Raw genomic sequence first — 15,764 nt, 5'->3', positions numbered from 1 at the left:
TTGGTTTTTTCAGTTATTATTTTGCTTCTTTCCACCCATAGGAAAGCATTTTATCTTTTTGATTCGATGTTAAGTTAGCGATTGGGACAGCAACTCCAGCCAAAAAAATAGGACGGCTTAATGCAACATACGCATATTTCAAACAATCCCTTGTGAATTTTGCATCATTATCATGAGAATAATCTATTCGTTTCCCGATTAAAAATGGAAAAATTTTCTCCCAAAATGGATCGCGCGTTTTATAATTAAGTTAGCCACCCAGCCAAAATGGTAAAAAAAAGACACCAAGACGAAAAATTCAGGTATCATTGAAGTTCCTACAACAAACAATGAAAGAAGTTTTCGTCTTGATGCAAGAACAGTCTATCACACCACGCCCAAAAGGTCACCATTTATCGGAAATCGAACGCGGTCAAATCGCCGCTTGGCACATTGAAGGATGCTCAGCACGGCAAATAGCGATTCGATTAGGCGTCTGCCACCAGACCGTCAATAATGAGCTCAAGCGTGGTCGAGTCACGCAAGTTAAACGCGTTAATAATCAGAAACACTACTTTGAAACTTACAGCCCTGAAGCCGCTCAGAATCGCTATGAAATAAAGCGGCAAAACTGTGGACGTCCATTAAAATTTAGCCAAGTGACGGCCTTCTTAGCCTACTTTGATGATAAGTTCTGCCATGAGGGCTGGTCGCCGGACGCTGCTGTTGGTTATGCCCGTAAGCACCGGTTATTTAAGCCGGCCAAAATGGTCTGTACGAAGACTTTGTACAACTATATCGATGCGCAACTATTGGAGATCCGTAACCTTGATCTGCTGGAAAAAACAAAACGCCGGACGACCCAGCACCACTCGCACCAACATCAGCGCCTACTCGGTCGTAGTATTGAAGAACGGCCAAAGCGAGTAGAAACGCGCCACGAGTTTGGTCATTTTGAGATCGATACTGTCATTGGCAAACGTGCTGGTAGCGAGAGTGTCCTATTAACGTTTACCGAACGTAAAACGCGCTATGAGATTGTCCGCTTGATCGAGGGTAAAGACGCTGAATCTGTGGCTTATGCCATGCAAAATATTACGGCTGAATTCGGTGACGTTATGCGGACAGTTACGGCGGATAACGGAACAGAGTTCACCACGCTAACGGCTGCGCTTGAGGATGTTGCCGAGACTTATTATGTCCACCCTTATAGCTCGGCCGAACGCGCCACTAATGAGGTCCACAATCGTATACTCAGACGTTACTTTCCTAAGGGGCAATCACTCGATCTAGCTACACCCAGTCTGGTCCGTCAAGCTGAATCTCGGCTCAACCATCTCCCGCGCCGCTTACTTAAGTTCTGTACACCAGCTGAAGTATTTCGAAAGGAATTAGCACGTGCGCGCAAAGGCCGCGCCGCCTAATCCTGATCCACCTGGAACTCCCATGAGCCCTTCGTCTGTGTGCTTTATCGGTACTGGCTAATTTACTATTGCAATTTGCGACCTTATTTTTTTGATAGTTAAAGACATCTTGATTCGGCAATTTCATTCTCCACAAAAATAGTATGAGTATCCAAAAATACGACGGGTATTTGAATAGGATACTTATTAAGCGAGAATGGTATTGGAAATCTGTGGAAGCCACTCAGCGGAACCATACCTTTATCCCAACCCCACGCAAAAAAAACATCAAGTAATCCGTCAGATATGATGACTTAATTGTGGGACAGTTCTAATATGAAGAAAACAGTTTAGATAATTGGGGTGAAAAGATGGCAACCTATTCGCAGATAGAACTAGACATAATCAAATCATTTAAAGGGCTGATGAAAGACCATGAATTCACTGAGATCTCAATTAAAATGATCGCTGAAAAAGCCAATATCACTCGACGCGGCTTTTACAATCACTTCTTAGATAAATATGATCTTGTCAGTACCATCTTTGAGCATGATCTTTTTCCAACAGTCATCAGTTTGACGAATATCAATGACTGGGATCAAGGGGCGCTGTTTATCGTGAATTATCTCCAAGACAATCGCGACTACTATAAAAAATTGTTGTCGCTTGAAGGACAAAACTGTTTACAGACAGAATTTTATAAATTGACTGAGATGCAGATTGGGATCTTGATCCCAGAAATATTGGTCGGTAGGAAAATTTCTGACGAAGATCAGGCATTTTTAAGCGATTATTATTTTCACGCTTATATGGGACTGACTACCGAATGGGTCAAAGGTAAATATGGTTTTTCAACTCAGGAGTTCGTTAAACGGTGGAAAGCCTTACTCAATAATTCAATGCATAATTATCTGGACAACTACGCTCGATGAATTACACAGATTGGATTAAATGAGAAAGATGTTACATTTGTGCCAATATGTGAATTGACAAATATTTCACAAGGAACTATTCTTTCCCTGTAAACGAAAGTTGACTTGAAAGGAGTTAGTTCTGATGAGTAAATATAAAGTTATTATTTGGGGATTAGGAAACGTTGGTCGTTCCGCAGTGAGAATGATCGCGGAAAGACAAAATATTTTTGAATTGGTTGCAGCCGTTGACGTTGATCCAAAGAAGTTAGGTAAGGATGCCGGAGAAGTCTTTGATTTTGACAAAGTCGGCGTCAAAGTTTCAGATGATATTGATGCAGCCTTGAAACTTCCAGCTGACATTGTGCTCGACTTTTGCCCAACGGAAATGGACAAACAAGGAACATTCATGCCTTCTGCTATTCGACTCGCCAAATCGCTCGATGCCGGTAAAAACGTTATTACCACGATTCCGGTATATCATGTTCAAGACAGTCAGCCAGAAGTATATGAATATCTAAATGAACATGCTAAAGCACATAATGTTGCTTTTGTACCATTTGGACTTTTGCCAGGCGATTATGCCTCATATATCCCACTAGTTTTGGCCGGGGCCATGGGCCACGTGGATAAAATTGTTGTTCAATCCGGTGAAGATGACTGGCACAACACATCAGGCTGGGTCGATGTCTTCTCATATGGCGGCGATATCAATAAATATCCAAAACCAGACTCAGACGAAGATCTCTTGGCTAAGTTCATTTATGCTTATTATTCATCCGGCGTATACGAGATGGCCGATAGAATCGGTCTGAAATATGATACCTTCAAACCAGAGCATGAAGTCTTCACTGCACCCAAAGATTTGGAAACGATCAAGGGTACAGTCAAAAAGGGCAGCATTTATGCCCACAGATTTACCATGGCACTTTACAACGGCAACGAACAAGTAGCCGCCTTAAGATATGTTCATAAAGTTGATAATAAAGAGACACCAGAATTACCGATCAATAATACGATTCATATTGAAGGCTTGCCGTCAGTCGATGCGCAGATCGATGGATTGATCCCAGAAAGAGAAGGCTACGTTTCATCAGCCGCTCCAGCAGTCAACTTGATCCCTAGCATTCTCGAGACCGACAAGACAGGTTATGTTGAAGTCTGCGACCTTCCAGTAGTGATTGCCAGACCATTGGATATTGGCGCAAAAAAATTAGTCTAGACTAGGCTTTCGAAGCTGCTTTGACCATTAAGGTTGGAGTAGCTTTTTCATTTGCAAGTAAATCATTACGGCTTGTGTATACGGTATACAAAATGGAGAAAACGCTGACTAGTTTATAAATCATTGAGACTTAACGGCCGGATAAATGCTGATCTGATTATAGAAATAACAACAAAAAGGCCACGCTAAAAATCATATTAATTATAATCGGGAAATTTATTAATAATATTCAAGAAAAATAAAAACCGTGGGTACATTATTTAAAACAGATTTCTTGTATGCAGAGAAATTTACTTTGAGAATAAACGGAATTACTTATTGGATGATTCTATTTGCTAATTAAATGCCATGATGTTCATACTGCCAGTAACATCAACTGCAGAATTTTATTTTAATGAATTTCACAATGTGGTTTCATATATGAATTGAGCCTTTCAAATAAAATCGCTAACAATATTTGTTATGAAGCTAAGTCTTGATTTAATGGTATTTTATCGATTGATAAATTGACGGAAACAATATAAAAATGATTTTAATCACTAAAAAATTGATTGTGAAATAACATTGAAAAACCTAGATTGCATAATTAAAGTTACCACCCAGAAAATGTGAAAAAAGACCTGTCCTTTCTTGCTAAAATGGTGTTTGCATAACATACCATCTAGAGAGAAGGACAGGTCCCATGGCCATTATAACCTTAATTGAACGATCTCAGATAGAACTGATGCAACACCACACGATTCAATACATCGCTGCGACCTTAGGCCGCTCTCGTATTTCTATTAGGCATGAGCTTCACCGTTGCCCTGAAGGTGATTACTCCGCCATTATAGCTCAGGATCATGCCGATACTTGTCGGCATCGTTGTGGTCGGCACTCGATTTTAACGCCTAAGTTGAAGCGGATGGTAACTGAGAGGCTAACCCTAGGTTGGTCCCCTGAAATGGTCGGTTATGCCGTTCACTGTGCGCCACACACGATTTACCACTGGATTTATCAAAGACAAGTCGATTTTCAGCCAAGTCAACTCTTTGATCACGGTAAACGTCATAAAAGAAGACAAGACCTTCGGTCGCGCTATAACCAAGCAGTAGGCACCTCAATTGAGATTCGCAGTGAGTCAGCTAATCGGCGAACCGAAAAAGGACATTTAGAGATGGATACAGTTCGCGGTGGTCGCGGGTCAAAGGCTGCTGTTTTGACCATTGTCGATCGGGTCACACGTTTAATGGCGACAACTAAGCTTGAAAACTTATCACAAAATGCTGTTCTCAAGGGATTTGCAAGACTGATGGTGGACTTTCCGGGTCCGATTCGATCAGTGACGGTTGATCACGGTAAAGAGTTTTCCTGCGATCAGGCGCTTACAAAGCGCTATCGGATACCGGTTTACTTTTGCCACGCCTATCACCCGAATGAACGGGGCACAAATGAACGGTTCAATCGAGAACTTCGCTACTATTTCCCGAAGGGAACACAGTTTGATCAGGTTTCAGAGACCGATATTCAACAAGCCACAGCGCTTATCAATAACAAACCTAGAAAATGTCTCCGTTGGCAAACCCCAGTTCAAGCAGTGAGCAAGCCTCTTTCTAGGTGGTAACTTTATTATTGCAATCTAGGGCAAGATGACTACTAAGCGATTCTAGGGTATCCCAACCAGAATACGTATTATAGGAATGCAGATGAAACAAATTCCATCGAAGTTAGTGCTACTGATAAACGAAAGCAAGAATGGAGCTTGTATAAAGCTGTTCGAGGAAAATTTAAAACTAATTAAGTTTAAATTATACGACCACTAGGGTACACCTAATGGTCATTTTTTACTTCGTGATATAATAGAATTCTAGATGTCATTAGAATTGTTCAAGTGGAAGCCCAAATCGATAATTAGGGAAATTAGAGGAGCAATACAACAATGAAATTACTGAAATTGTGTATTTCAAACTTTAGAATGTTAGATGGCATGGAGTTAAGCTTTAATAGTAATGGTAATTATATTGTTGGTAAGAATAACATTGGGAAAACAAGTACTCTTGACCTAATTAATACAATATTGTCAGGGAAAAACTTTTACGAATCAGATTTTCTAAACGATCAAAAGCCAATACTAGTTAGAGCTACCATTTACTTGAAGAACAGTGAGGTTGGCTTTTTTAGAGATGATTTTTCTGAAAGTGAAGATAACCAAATCACGATTGTTTTTAAACAGGAAGATCCAGATTCGCAAATAATAATCACATCAAAAACAACTGGGGACCAGATTTCAAAAAAACAAATTCAATTTACTAATTACATTGGGTTTTCGTCAAGTCAGAAACCAATTAAAGAAAACGATCTAACTCAACAAGCAGGTAATTACAAATTGATACCATATTTAACGAAAAGATTTTTATTGAATAGAAACATAGACAATATATCCCCAACCAAAACAGATAAAGAAGTTATCGAATATATTAATAAATGGCTTATGAAAATTAAACCTTTTAAAAGTAACAATGTTACAGTGGGGCTGGAAGCAAACTATTTAGATTACATCACTCGTACACTGAAGGTTCAAGGGCCTTGGGGCATTGACTTCTCCAAAATGGGGTTTGGTATTCAGTTTTCGAGTCTAATTCCATTAGCGATTTTGGACCAAATTATATATTGGTCACGTTATGGTCATTTAGATGAACATCTTTCCATGGTAAATGAAGATACTTATGAGTTAAATATAATTCTTGGATTAGACGAGCCAGAAGTACACTTACATCCTAACTTACAGCGGTCTGTCATAAAAGATATAGAAAATCTTTTAGCAGGGAATGATGAAAACTTTAATACTCTCTTAAAAGAAATGTTTAATATCAGCAAAATTAAAGGTCAATTAATTGTTGTGACACATTCTCCGTATATCTTATCTGACGATTATCATAAATATATTCGCTATGGAATCTTTAATAATCAATTGAAAATCACCTCAGGTAGTGATGTTCAATTAAAAATGAGACAAAAAAAACAGCTTGAAATGCAGCTTCCATATATAAAGAATTCGCTATTTTCGGATGGGGTTATTTTAGTTGAGGGCGACACCGAAGAAAGTGCGATACCCGTTTTCGCAAAACGTTTGAAAATTTCTCTTGTTAATCATAATGTTGATATAGTTAAATCTGGCGGTGTTAAGAATATACCTTCTCTTCAAGAACTTTTTGAGACACTGGGTATAAACAATCATGCTGTTATTGACAATGACGGACAAGACAGGGGATATCTGCGTACAAATGTTACAAAAGAAAAGGATTTCGAATATGAATGCCTAAAATTGATGGACATAAACGGCATAAATTGTTATTTGTCCGACTTTGAAGAGTATATTAACGAAAACGAATATGATGGCAGCTTTTGGGACCCCTTTTTTGATCAAAACTTTAAAAAAGATAGAATAAGGAAAGTGTGCAAGCACGAAAATGTTTGTGAATTTATTAAAGAATATGTTGAAAAGCTTGACGATGATGAAATCAAAAAAATTAAAAATAATGTTCTGGAAAAATTGATTGGGAAACAATATTTTAAAAATAAGTCTATTTTGAATGGCTCTGTTATTGCACGATATGTATCAGTTGTCCCTGATGTGTACAAGAAAACACTTCTGGAGGCCATAAAATGAAAGATAAGATTACATCAAGCGAAATTGTTAGTCGATTTTCTCAAGACCCAGAACAGCTTGCGGTTATTACTAATAACAATAACAGGCTAATAGTTGAGGCATCTGCAGGCTATGGAAAAACATTTACTATGGTATCGATGATTAGCTACTGGTTTGCAATTAATAAAATTCCGGAAAACAAATTCATTCTTTGTCTTTCGTTCAGTGTTAGTGCAGCTAACCGAATGAAGGAAAGCATATCAGAAGTGTTCTTCAACACCTCTCAATTTAATAAAACGACTGGTCAAATATGGACTACTAACTTTCATGGGTTTTGTCGAATGGTGCTTAAAAAGTATGGATACCTTGTTGGTGTAAAAGACATTAATGCATTGAAATCCATTGATACTTGGCACGTTCATTCAATTTCATCTAGTGATAAAGAAAATCTTACTTTAATACAGCACTTGGAACAAGATATATCTTCAGCATCAATATCAATAGATCAGCTTTTTACACGTACCCCACCTTACATTGAAGCTCAGAAGTCATTATTTATCAAGAAGGGGGAAATAACCTACGATGCAATTATATTATTTGTACTTAATCTTTTTAAAGAGTACCCCTCAATTCAACATGGGTATCAAAAAATTTTCAAGGCTGTATGTATTGATGAATTTCAAGACACTAACGTTCTTGGATTGGCGCTTATTCGCACATTAATACTTCCTGACACAAAATGTGTGGTCTTCGGAGACCAAATGCAACAAATATATGGTTTCTTAGGAGCTATCCCAAACCTAATTGATCGTATAGTCAGTGATGATGTAAACCATAGGATTACTTATATACGTTTGTTAAAGAACTATCGCTTCACAAAACGACCTAATATGTTGGCTCTTGACACTGCACTTCATAAATTCAGAGATAATCCTTATGATACCTCAATTAAGCCAGTAGGTATTAAACCGTTACACGGTATTACGATTTATGACCAAGCATCACGAATTATAGAACTCATCCAACATATTCAGTCTACTGATCCCGATGCAACAGTTGCAATATTAGTTAATCAAGGAGTGGGTACTACCGAAGAATTAGTGACAAACATAAGACAAGTCCTGCCGTTAATGGATGCTACTTTCAAAGCCGAGGATCCAAATTTCATAGATTTTGAATATCAAGCATTAGAATTATATCAGTCAAATTTTTTAAATCATCCTATTACAAAACATGAGATTGAACACTTTTGTCATAATGTTAAAAGTAATTCACCCCTCTCAGACTATACAACGTCCTTTGAGGAGTTACTACGTGTGTTTCTTTATAGTTCGGTCAAAAAATTTCCGTCTGCTTTTCGCAATAATCATATTATTTCTACTTTAAGTAGCCAATCACTTCGCCAAAGTTTACCAGATGTCACAACTAAGGTTACTATATCAACAATTCATGGAGCAAAGGGACTTGAGTGGGACTACGTAATAATTGCAAATTTCCAACAAGACGATTTTCCAAACCATAATGATTTAAGAGATCTAGGAATTCCAGTTAGTCAGACGACCATTAATATTGATGAAGTAGATAGAGGTGCTTTGAATGATATAACCAACAAACTTTATGTTGCATTTTCAAGAGCTAAGAAAGAGGTCTTTTTTTCTTACTCAAATGAGGGACGTACACCATGGGGGGAAAAATATAATACTTCCCTAAGTTCTTTAGCCAGCTTGCCGATATTCAAGATATTGTCGGCTAACAAAGTATATAAATGGATGTAAGCTGATTCCTGAGACAACTTTTAAGAGAGGGTATAATGAATAAATCATCTCTCAAAAGGAAGGAATTTTTACATGCCAACTCGTTACGACAAAGAATTCAAACAAAACATTATCAACCTATATAAGCAAGGCGAATCAGCTGCCCAACTGGCCAGAGAATATGGCATTGGCTATTCAACAGTTCATAAGTGGATCCAGGGCCAGGCCAAAACTCAATCCGGTAAATCGCCAGACGAAATCAAAGCGATGGAAAAGCGACTGGCTTCGCTGTCTGAGGAGAACGAAATCCTAAAAAAAGCCCTGGGCTTCCTTGCGCAGAAGTAACCAATATCTTTGATTACATTCACCAAGAAAGCCATCACCACCAGGTAACCAAGATGTGCCGAATCCTCGGTGTTTCCAGAGCTCAGTATTATCGTTATCGATCCCCCAAACCTTCAAAACGCCGGGCCGAAGATGCGGGCTTGAAACAACGGATTCTGCGGATCTTTGCGGAATTTAAGCAGCGATACGGTGTTATGAAGATCCACCATGAATTGAATCTGGAACTTCAACCACTGCAGCTTCGGTGCAGTCCACGACGGATCTCCCGGCTCATGAAGGAACTGGATATCCACTCCGTTACCGTCAATAAGTGGAAAGCGGCTTCGGCTTCCAAAACCAAGGTTGAACAGCGTCCCAACTTGCTTAAGCAGGATTTCTCGACCACTGGTTTAAATCAAAAATGGACCGCTGATATGACCTATATTCAAACGAAGCGTAATGGCTGGTGTTACTTATCAACCATCATGGACCTGCACTCACGACGGATTATCGGCTATTCGTTCTCAAAAAAGATGGATACTGATTTAGTCTTAAAGGCCCTTGAAAGCGCGGTTAAAAATCGAACCATTACTGGGGACCTGATTATCCATACGGATTTAGGATCACAGTATACCAGCGATGATTACAATCAACGTTTAACTGAACTACATATCCGCCACTCATACAGCTGTAAGGGTTGTCCGTATGATAATGCGCCAATGGAATCCTTTCACGCTTCCCTCAAAAAGGAATGTGTTTATCCAGTGCCGGTCTTTGAAGATTATGAAACTGCCGCTGCCGTCCTTTTTGAATATGTGCATGCTTTCTACAATAGGAAGAGAATTCATAGTTCACTGGGCTACCAGACCCCCTTACAAGTTGAAATTGCAACACTTACGAGCCAAATGGCCGCCTGATTTAATGCTTTCCAGGGTTCAAATAAGTTATTAATCGCGATTAATGATTTATTTGAGCTGTGGAAGGTAAACGCGGTTCTGAATGTCTCTTAAAATCTGTCTCAAATATTGACTTCAATCCAACATCAAGCAGATCGAAGTACTAGATTTTGTTTAACGTAGTAACAAAACAAAGGAGAGGCTACCAATGTGTGCACCTAATTTATTGCAGTTTGTACCTAATGATTATATTGCAAATAATTATTTAAAAACTAATTTTTATTTAAAAGATGTTCTATGCTATAGAAAAGTTGAAGAAAAGATTACTGGCACTATGCCCTCCAACCTAAAATTTGACGATTCAGAGGGAAAAGCTAAAAATTGGAGTTTGCTAGGGCATTGCTGTTTTATTTTCTGTTTTACAATGCTAAGTACTAATGATTTTAAAGATGGTATTTTGGATCTTGGCTTCGCAGAAAAATTAAAAAAAGGAAATGTCGATAATGCTGGTAATAGGGTTGAAAGACCGTTTATAACCATTAGCTCAGAAAACACCCAAAAGTTACTGATTGATTTAAGTAATCAAGTTCATGATTATTTGAAAGACAATAATCTGAAGGGGTCTGGATTGTTTTCACGTGCCGTGAGGTATCTTGATGAAGATGATTATAAAAAAGAAGAGCTCTACGAGGAAAATAATATAACTAATATAAATGGGGTTTTCATCAATAATGACACAAAAATGATTAGTCGCTCCTCAAGAAATGATTCTCTGTTAAAGAATATATTACAATTTCTCTATCTATTTAAACCCATTTATTTCAAGGATCAACACGAATATAGACTGGGATTGACCTTAGATGATCCCATAGATGTAAACGAACTATTTATCCCTATCCATGACTTAAGAAAGTATGTTAAAGTACACCCCTTCCAAGACATTAATAACCTACAGCTGAAAGATATATAAGTTCTTGAGGTATATTTAAATTTCATTAATGAAATTTTCTGGATTTAATACAACGATTTTTCAAAACGGCCATTAGGGTATACCCTATTGGCCTTTTTTGATTCTGTGCTATACTAGGAATTACAAATGTTCATTAGAACTGTCCAAAAGGAGAACTGGAAATGGCTAAAATTGGTTATGCTCGTGTGAGTTCCAAAGAGCAAAATTTAGATCGACAGCTAGCGGCCTTAAAAGGCGTTGATAAATTATTTACGGATAAATTAAGTGGAGCTAACACTAATCGGCCAGAACTGCAAAAAATGCTGGCCTATATTCGTGAGGGAGATATTGTCCTGGTCACTGAATTAGATCGCTTGGGCCGAAACAACCAGGACTTAACTAAGATTATGAACACCATTCAGAACAAAGGTGCCACCCTAGATGTGTTGAATTTGCCGTCCATGACGGGGATTGCGGATCCTAACTTGCGTCAACTGATGACTAACTTAATCATTGAACTGTATAAGTATCAGGCCGAAAGTGAACGGAAGCGGATTATTGAGCGTCAACAACAGGGGATTTTCCTGGCCAAACAGCAGGGGAAATATCATGGGCGCAAACCCCAATATACCGAAGATGATCCCCGCTTACTACATGCTTTTAAGCTTTATCAGACGGGCATGAGTGATGTAGACGTTGCCCGTAATACCGGTATTAAGCGAACAACTTTTATCAGATATCGCAAGAAGTGCAATATAAAAAGATGAGATTTACATGCGATAATTACGTTATACTAGTTTAGAGAGGGCGACATAATGATCATTCAAACAAGGGGACTTACTAAAACTTATCAATCAAAAGTGGTGGTTGACCATATTGATTTAGCAATCAAAGAAGGAAGCTTAACTGCTCTACTAGGACCCAATGGCGCTGGTAAAACAACCACTATATCGATGCTCACAAAGATCTTAAATCCAACCAGTGGAATGATCAAGATGAAACCAGACATAAAGATTAGCATGGTATTTCAACAGAGTATTTTAGATAATGATTTGACAGTTATGGAAAATTTGAGTATTCGAAATAGACTTTATAAAGAAGCCAAATCTAATCATATTGATGCTTTGATTCAGAAAATCGGGTTAACTGAATTTATTAATCAAAAATACGGCCGACTTTCTGGTGGGCAACGGCGACGAGTTGATATAGCAAGAGCTCTACTTAATCAACCTGATATTATTTTTTTGGATGAGCCAACTACGGGTTTGGATATCCAAACCCGCTCGGCAATTTGGAAATTGTTGCATTCATTGCAAAGTCAAAATAATTTAACCATTATTTTGACGATACACTATCTTGAAGAAGCAGACAATGCAGATGAGGTTTATATTATTGATCATGGCAAAATAATTGCCAGCGGATCCGCTGATGAAATTAAAACACAAAACTCCAGCAGTAAACTCGTGATTGTTTCTGAACAAGCTGATCAATTAATGGCATTGATACCAAGTAAAATAATTCATACGCAGATTAATCATAAGACCATTTGTTTAAAGGCTAATTCTGACGAAGCACTCTCATTATTATTAAAGTTTCGTGTTTTCATTAAAACGTTCACTTATCAAGAGGAAACGATGGATGATGCTTTTTTGTCATTAACCGGAAGGAAGATGCGTTGATATGATTACTTTAACAAGGAGAAATCTACTGTTGTATTTCCGCAATCGCCCCGGAGTATTCTTTTCATTATTGGGAGCAATGATTTCATTTCTCTTATATATTGTCTTTCTAAAAAAGTCAATGATAAGTAGCTGGAAAACTGTCCCTAGTTCTCACCAATTACTTGATTTTTGGCTGATTGGAGGGACTTTATCAGTGACTGCCATCACAACCACCCTTACCTCACTTGGACAATTAGTAAAAGATAAAGAACGCAAGGTTATTAAAGATTTTTATTTAACAGACCTTTCTCATTTTGAAATCACCATGAGCTATATGTTAAGTGCCGCTTTGATTGGCTTTATTATGCAAATAGTTATGTTCGCACTGATGATAGGATACTTTTCAATCACAGATAACTTGACCATGCCATGGGAGTCGCTACCAGCTGTAATTTGCGTTGCTCTTTTTAGCTCTTTACTAGCAGTTGTAATTAATATGCTGTTTATCCAGTTTATTAGTCGCTTTGATTCCTTGAACGCTATAGGAACAATTGTTGGCACGGCCTCTGGCTTTTTAGTGGGTACCTATATTCCAATTGGTATTCTTCCTAACTTTGCGCAGTTACTTATCAAATTAACTCCGGGTGCATATGTAGCAGCCATTTATCGACAAATACTTATGGCAGATAAATTAAAAACCGCTTTTCATGGTCAGCAAAGCCATTTTGAAAAAACGATGGGGATTAAGTTAGAGTGGCATCATTTATTAACTGGAATGCAAACGACTGTGCTCCTTACCGTAGTTTTTTTATTAGGAATAGCAGTTTTACTAATTGTTGACTTAATTCGAAGCAAGGAAAATGTGAGAACGGTTGATTGAGATAGCAAATATGGTAGATTGTAAAATTAATCCGAACGCTGTTCGGACAAAAAAGATCAGCTTCCTTTAAAATGGTGTTTACCACAAACCCATCTTTTAGGAGCTGATCTTTTGTCTAGTATAACCTATTCCGAACGAATTAAAATCGAAACCTTTTGTGAACTAGGGCTGTCCAATATCCAAATGGGCGTTCGGATTAATTTTACAATCTACCATAAGCCTACCGATTTTTTAATATTATTTTATTCATCAATTTCCGGCGCCGACCCAAGCTCTGCCTGAATCATCCAGATTTTCTTCTCAATTGCGGTTTTGAGACCAATGAAAATATCTTGGGTACTGAAGTCTTTTTCAACATCGGATACTTCAATGCCGTGTTGGTAAAGGTCTTCCAAGTAACGATAGCCATCAACTAAGTGTGCGAGGCGTTCTGGGGTTGTTTTGTCCCATTCACCAGGCCAGTCTTGAATCTTAGTGTTTTCGGCCATTTCTTTTAAGGTCGAGTAAGGACTGCCATCAAGCGCAATCAGCCGTTCAGAAATGACATCGAGTTGGCTGTCAATTTCTTCCATGAACTCATCCATCAAGGGGTGCAACTTCAAAAAGTTGGGTCCACGCATGTACCAATGCGTCTGATGGATAATCATTGACATCTGGCTCAAATCGGCAACGAGTTGATTTAATACTGCTTTGGTTTTCGTATATTTCATTAGATTGATCTCCTTTCGATATGGTTATTATAGCATAGTGGTAGCTTAATCTGAAACGTTATACACTGGCAAATTAAGTTATTTATAGCCCGTAGAATTAAGTCGTTTTGAAAAGATGGAGACGTTACAATCTACCATATAACTAAAATATCATATAGCCGGATTTAAAATTGAAGTGCAACACCTAAATGACTAGACCAAAAAGGCCATGAAGACCTATTCTTATAGTTACCACAACAAATAAGAAAAGAGATGTCTTCATGACCCTTAACCAGAATACCATGATTAGTCATTACCAACAACTTCAACCTTATGAACGTGGCTTGATCATGGCTCGTAAATCTGACGGTTGGTCTTGCCGTCAGATTGCGCGTGAACTTCATCGGAGTCCAAGTACCATCAGTCGGGAATTAAAGCACGGTACAATTCGTCAAATTGGCCCTAATCACAAGCCCTTTGAAGCTTACTTTGCAGAGACTGCTCAAACTATTCATGCAAATCATCAAGCTAATTCTCATGCCATTAGCTGGCTGGTCAAGGCACCTGTGTTCTTCCAACAACTGGTCATTGAACTTCGTCGCAAACCTAGAGTCCACAGTATTGATAGCTTTGTGCATTGGTTCAAACTGAACCATCAAGAACTAGCTTGTCCGTCAACACCAACTGTCTACAGATACATTGATAATGGCCTTTTAGAACTAACTAATAGTGAACTACCCATGAAGCTACGTCGACGGGTGAGATCTGTTCGTAAAGCTCATCAGCGTATGAATAAACGTACCTTAGGCAAGTCTATTGAAGAACGACCATTTGGAGCCAATAACCGAACTGAAATCGGCCATTGGGAAGGTGATCTAGTTAAAGGCAAACGAGTTGCCAGTGAACCCGCTATTATGACCTTGACTGAACGTGTTAGTCGTTATGAAATCATTGTTAAGATTACGGACGATCACGCCGACACTTGTCGACAAGCCCTGCAAGATGTTATCGATGACTATGGTCCAGAATACTTTAAGACAGTTACTTTTGACAACGGTTCAGAGTTTGCGGATTTATCAAAGGTAGCCGGCACGACAGTCTACTTTGCCCATCCATATTCACCATGGGAACGTGGTACTAATGAGAACCAGAACCAACTGATCCGCGAGTTCATTCCTAAGGGACATTCAATGAGAGCCTTGACCTTAACAGGGATTCAAGCAATCCAAAACGCTCTGAACCAAAGACCACGAAAGGTTCTCAACTATCAATCGGCAATGGCAGTTCTGCCAGACTTCGATTAACTAGACCAATAACTAAGAATAGGTCGAAAGTGTTGCACTTGATTTGACAATTCGGGAAAGGAATGAAGTCGTTCCCTCCAAACAAAAATTTCATTAAAGTAGGGCCTAAAAAAGAATAGCAACTATACTTTGTCAAGAGACCTGACTGCTATTTTTTTGCTTGT

Annotated in this window: 14 protein-coding genes and 1 pseudogene; 14 read left to right on the top strand and 1 reads right to left on the bottom strand. The window is 38.4% G+C overall.

Translation table 11 applies throughout. The features are described 5' to 3' along the window. The first annotated feature begins 329 nt into the window (after positions 1 to 329). The 13 genes and pseudogenes from EKM65_RS07350 to EKM65_RS07285 all read left to right on the top strand — a co-directional run. A complete protein-coding gene (locus EKM65_RS07350; protein WP_125607121.1) occupies positions 330 to 1,403 on the top strand; it encodes an IS30 family transposase in 1,074 nt (357 codons plus the stop codon). A gap of 350 nt (positions 1,404 to 1,753) precedes the next feature. Further along, positions 1,754 to 2,314, top strand: coding sequence for a TetR/AcrR family transcriptional regulator (locus EKM65_RS07345; RefSeq protein ID WP_125607119.1), 561 nt, complete (start codon positions 1,754 to 1,756; stop codon positions 2,312 to 2,314). Positions 2,315 to 2,438: 124 nt separating this feature from the next. Further along, positions 2,439 to 3,515: a dihydrodipicolinate reductase gene (locus EKM65_RS07340; RefSeq protein ID WP_003568823.1), complete on the top strand. Its 1,077-nt coding sequence runs from the start codon at positions 2,439 to 2,441 to the stop codon at positions 3,513 to 3,515. 682 nt (positions 3,516 to 4,197) lie between these two features. Then, positions 4,198 to 5,118 (top strand): IS30 family transposase, encoded by a 921-nt coding sequence (locus EKM65_RS07335; protein ID WP_125607117.1) that lies wholly within the window; start codon positions 4,198 to 4,200, stop codon positions 5,116 to 5,118. A 315-nt stretch (positions 5,119 to 5,433) separates the two neighbouring features. Next, positions 5,434 to 7,164, top strand: a complete 1,731-nt coding sequence (locus tag EKM65_RS07325; protein ID WP_125607115.1) for an ATP-dependent nuclease — start codon at positions 5,434 to 5,436, stop codon at positions 7,162 to 7,164. Then, on the top strand, positions 7,161 to 8,918 hold the full coding sequence (locus tag EKM65_RS07320; RefSeq protein WP_125607113.1) for a UvrD-helicase domain-containing protein: 1,758 nt from the start codon (positions 7,161 to 7,163) through the stop codon (positions 8,916 to 8,918). Before EKM65_RS07325 ends, EKM65_RS07320 begins: the two co-directional genes overlap by 4 nt. A 72-nt stretch (positions 8,919 to 8,990) precedes the next feature. Then, positions 8,991 to 9,242 (top strand): IS3 family transposase, encoded by a 252-nt coding sequence (locus tag EKM65_RS11565; RefSeq protein ID WP_002816285.1) that lies wholly within the window; start codon positions 8,991 to 8,993, stop codon positions 9,240 to 9,242. Between the two features lie 5 nt (positions 9,243 to 9,247). Beyond that, entirely contained in the window at positions 9,248 to 10,138 is an 891-nt protein-coding gene (locus tag EKM65_RS07310; protein WP_318531112.1) for an IS3 family transposase, read from the top strand. A 187-nt stretch (positions 10,139 to 10,325) separates the two neighbouring features. Further along, complete coding sequence (locus EKM65_RS07305) at positions 10,326 to 11,087, top strand: hypothetical protein (RefSeq protein WP_125607109.1); 762 nt, start codon at positions 10,326 to 10,328, stop codon at positions 11,085 to 11,087. A gap of 161 nt (positions 11,088 to 11,248) precedes the next feature. Continuing rightward, a complete protein-coding gene (locus EKM65_RS07300) occupies positions 11,249 to 11,833 on the top strand; it encodes a recombinase family protein (protein ID WP_125607107.1) in 585 nt (194 codons plus the stop codon). Positions 11,834 to 11,881: 48 nt separating this feature from the next. Next, positions 11,882 to 12,745, top strand: coding sequence for an ABC transporter ATP-binding protein (locus tag EKM65_RS07295; RefSeq protein ID WP_125607104.1), 864 nt, complete (start codon positions 11,882 to 11,884; stop codon positions 12,743 to 12,745). Between the two features lies 1 nt (position 12,746). Beyond that, the gene (locus EKM65_RS07290; RefSeq protein WP_049144758.1) at positions 12,747 to 13,607 is read left to right on the top strand and encodes an ABC transporter permease; all 861 of its coding nucleotides are present in this window, start codon (positions 12,747 to 12,749) and stop codon (positions 13,605 to 13,607) included. A gap of 111 nt (positions 13,608 to 13,718) precedes the next feature. Beyond that, positions 13,719 to 13,808 (top strand): annotated as a pseudogene (locus EKM65_RS07285) (IS30 family transposase); the annotation flags it as partial. Between the two features lie 41 nt (positions 13,809 to 13,849). On the opposite strand, the gene EKM65_RS07280 reads toward EKM65_RS07285, so the two are convergent. Then, complete coding sequence (locus EKM65_RS07280; RefSeq protein WP_003587210.1) at positions 13,850 to 14,317, bottom strand: Dps family protein; 468 nt, start codon at positions 14,315 to 14,317, stop codon at positions 13,850 to 13,852. A 260-nt stretch (positions 14,318 to 14,577) separates the two neighbouring features. On the opposite strand from EKM65_RS07280, the gene EKM65_RS07275 reads away from it, so the two are divergent. Beyond that, complete coding sequence (locus EKM65_RS07275; RefSeq protein ID WP_125607102.1) at positions 14,578 to 15,600, top strand: IS30 family transposase; 1,023 nt, start codon at positions 14,578 to 14,580, stop codon at positions 15,598 to 15,600. The last annotated feature ends 164 nt before the right edge of the window (positions 15,601 to 15,764 follow it).

The organism is Lapidilactobacillus bayanensis, from assembly GCF_003946695.1.
Taxonomy (GTDB): domain Bacteria; phylum Bacillota; class Bacilli; order Lactobacillales; family Lactobacillaceae; genus Lapidilactobacillus; species Lapidilactobacillus bayanensis.
The sequence above is the reverse complement of the archived record's forward strand: the minus strand, read 5'-3'. Positions and strand labels throughout refer to the sequence as shown.

Coding starts and splice junctions, on each gene's coding strand:
- EKM65_RS07350 (WP_125607121.1), top strand. CDS start 330: ATGAAAGAAGTTTTCGTCTTGATGCAAGAACAGTCTATCACACCACGC.
- EKM65_RS07345 (WP_125607119.1), top strand. CDS start 1,754: ATGGCAACCTATTCGCAGATAGAACTAGACATAATCAAATCATTTAAA.
- EKM65_RS07340 (WP_003568823.1), top strand. CDS start 2,439: ATGAGTAAATATAAAGTTATTATTTGGGGATTAGGAAACGTTGGTCGT.
- EKM65_RS07335 (WP_125607117.1), top strand. CDS start 4,198: ATGGCCATTATAACCTTAATTGAACGATCTCAGATAGAACTGATGCAA.
- EKM65_RS07325 (WP_125607115.1), top strand. CDS start 5,434: ATGAAATTACTGAAATTGTGTATTTCAAACTTTAGAATGTTAGATGGC.
- EKM65_RS07320 (WP_125607113.1), top strand. CDS start 7,161: ATGAAAGATAAGATTACATCAAGCGAAATTGTTAGTCGATTTTCTCAA.
- EKM65_RS11565 (WP_002816285.1), top strand. CDS start 8,991: ATGCCAACTCGTTACGACAAAGAATTCAAACAAAACATTATCAACCTA.
- EKM65_RS07305 (WP_125607109.1), top strand. CDS start 10,326: ATGTGTGCACCTAATTTATTGCAGTTTGTACCTAATGATTATATTGCA.
- EKM65_RS07300 (WP_125607107.1), top strand. CDS start 11,249: ATGGCTAAAATTGGTTATGCTCGTGTGAGTTCCAAAGAGCAAAATTTA.
- EKM65_RS07295 (WP_125607104.1), top strand. CDS start 11,882: ATGATCATTCAAACAAGGGGACTTACTAAAACTTATCAATCAAAAGTG.
- EKM65_RS07290 (WP_049144758.1), top strand. CDS start 12,747: ATGATTACTTTAACAAGGAGAAATCTACTGTTGTATTTCCGCAATCGC.
- EKM65_RS07280 (WP_003587210.1), bottom strand. CDS start 14,317: ATGAAATATACGAAAACCAAAGCAGTATTAAATCAACTCGTTGCCGAT.
- EKM65_RS07275 (WP_125607102.1), top strand. CDS start 14,578: ATGACCCTTAACCAGAATACCATGATTAGTCATTACCAACAACTTCAA.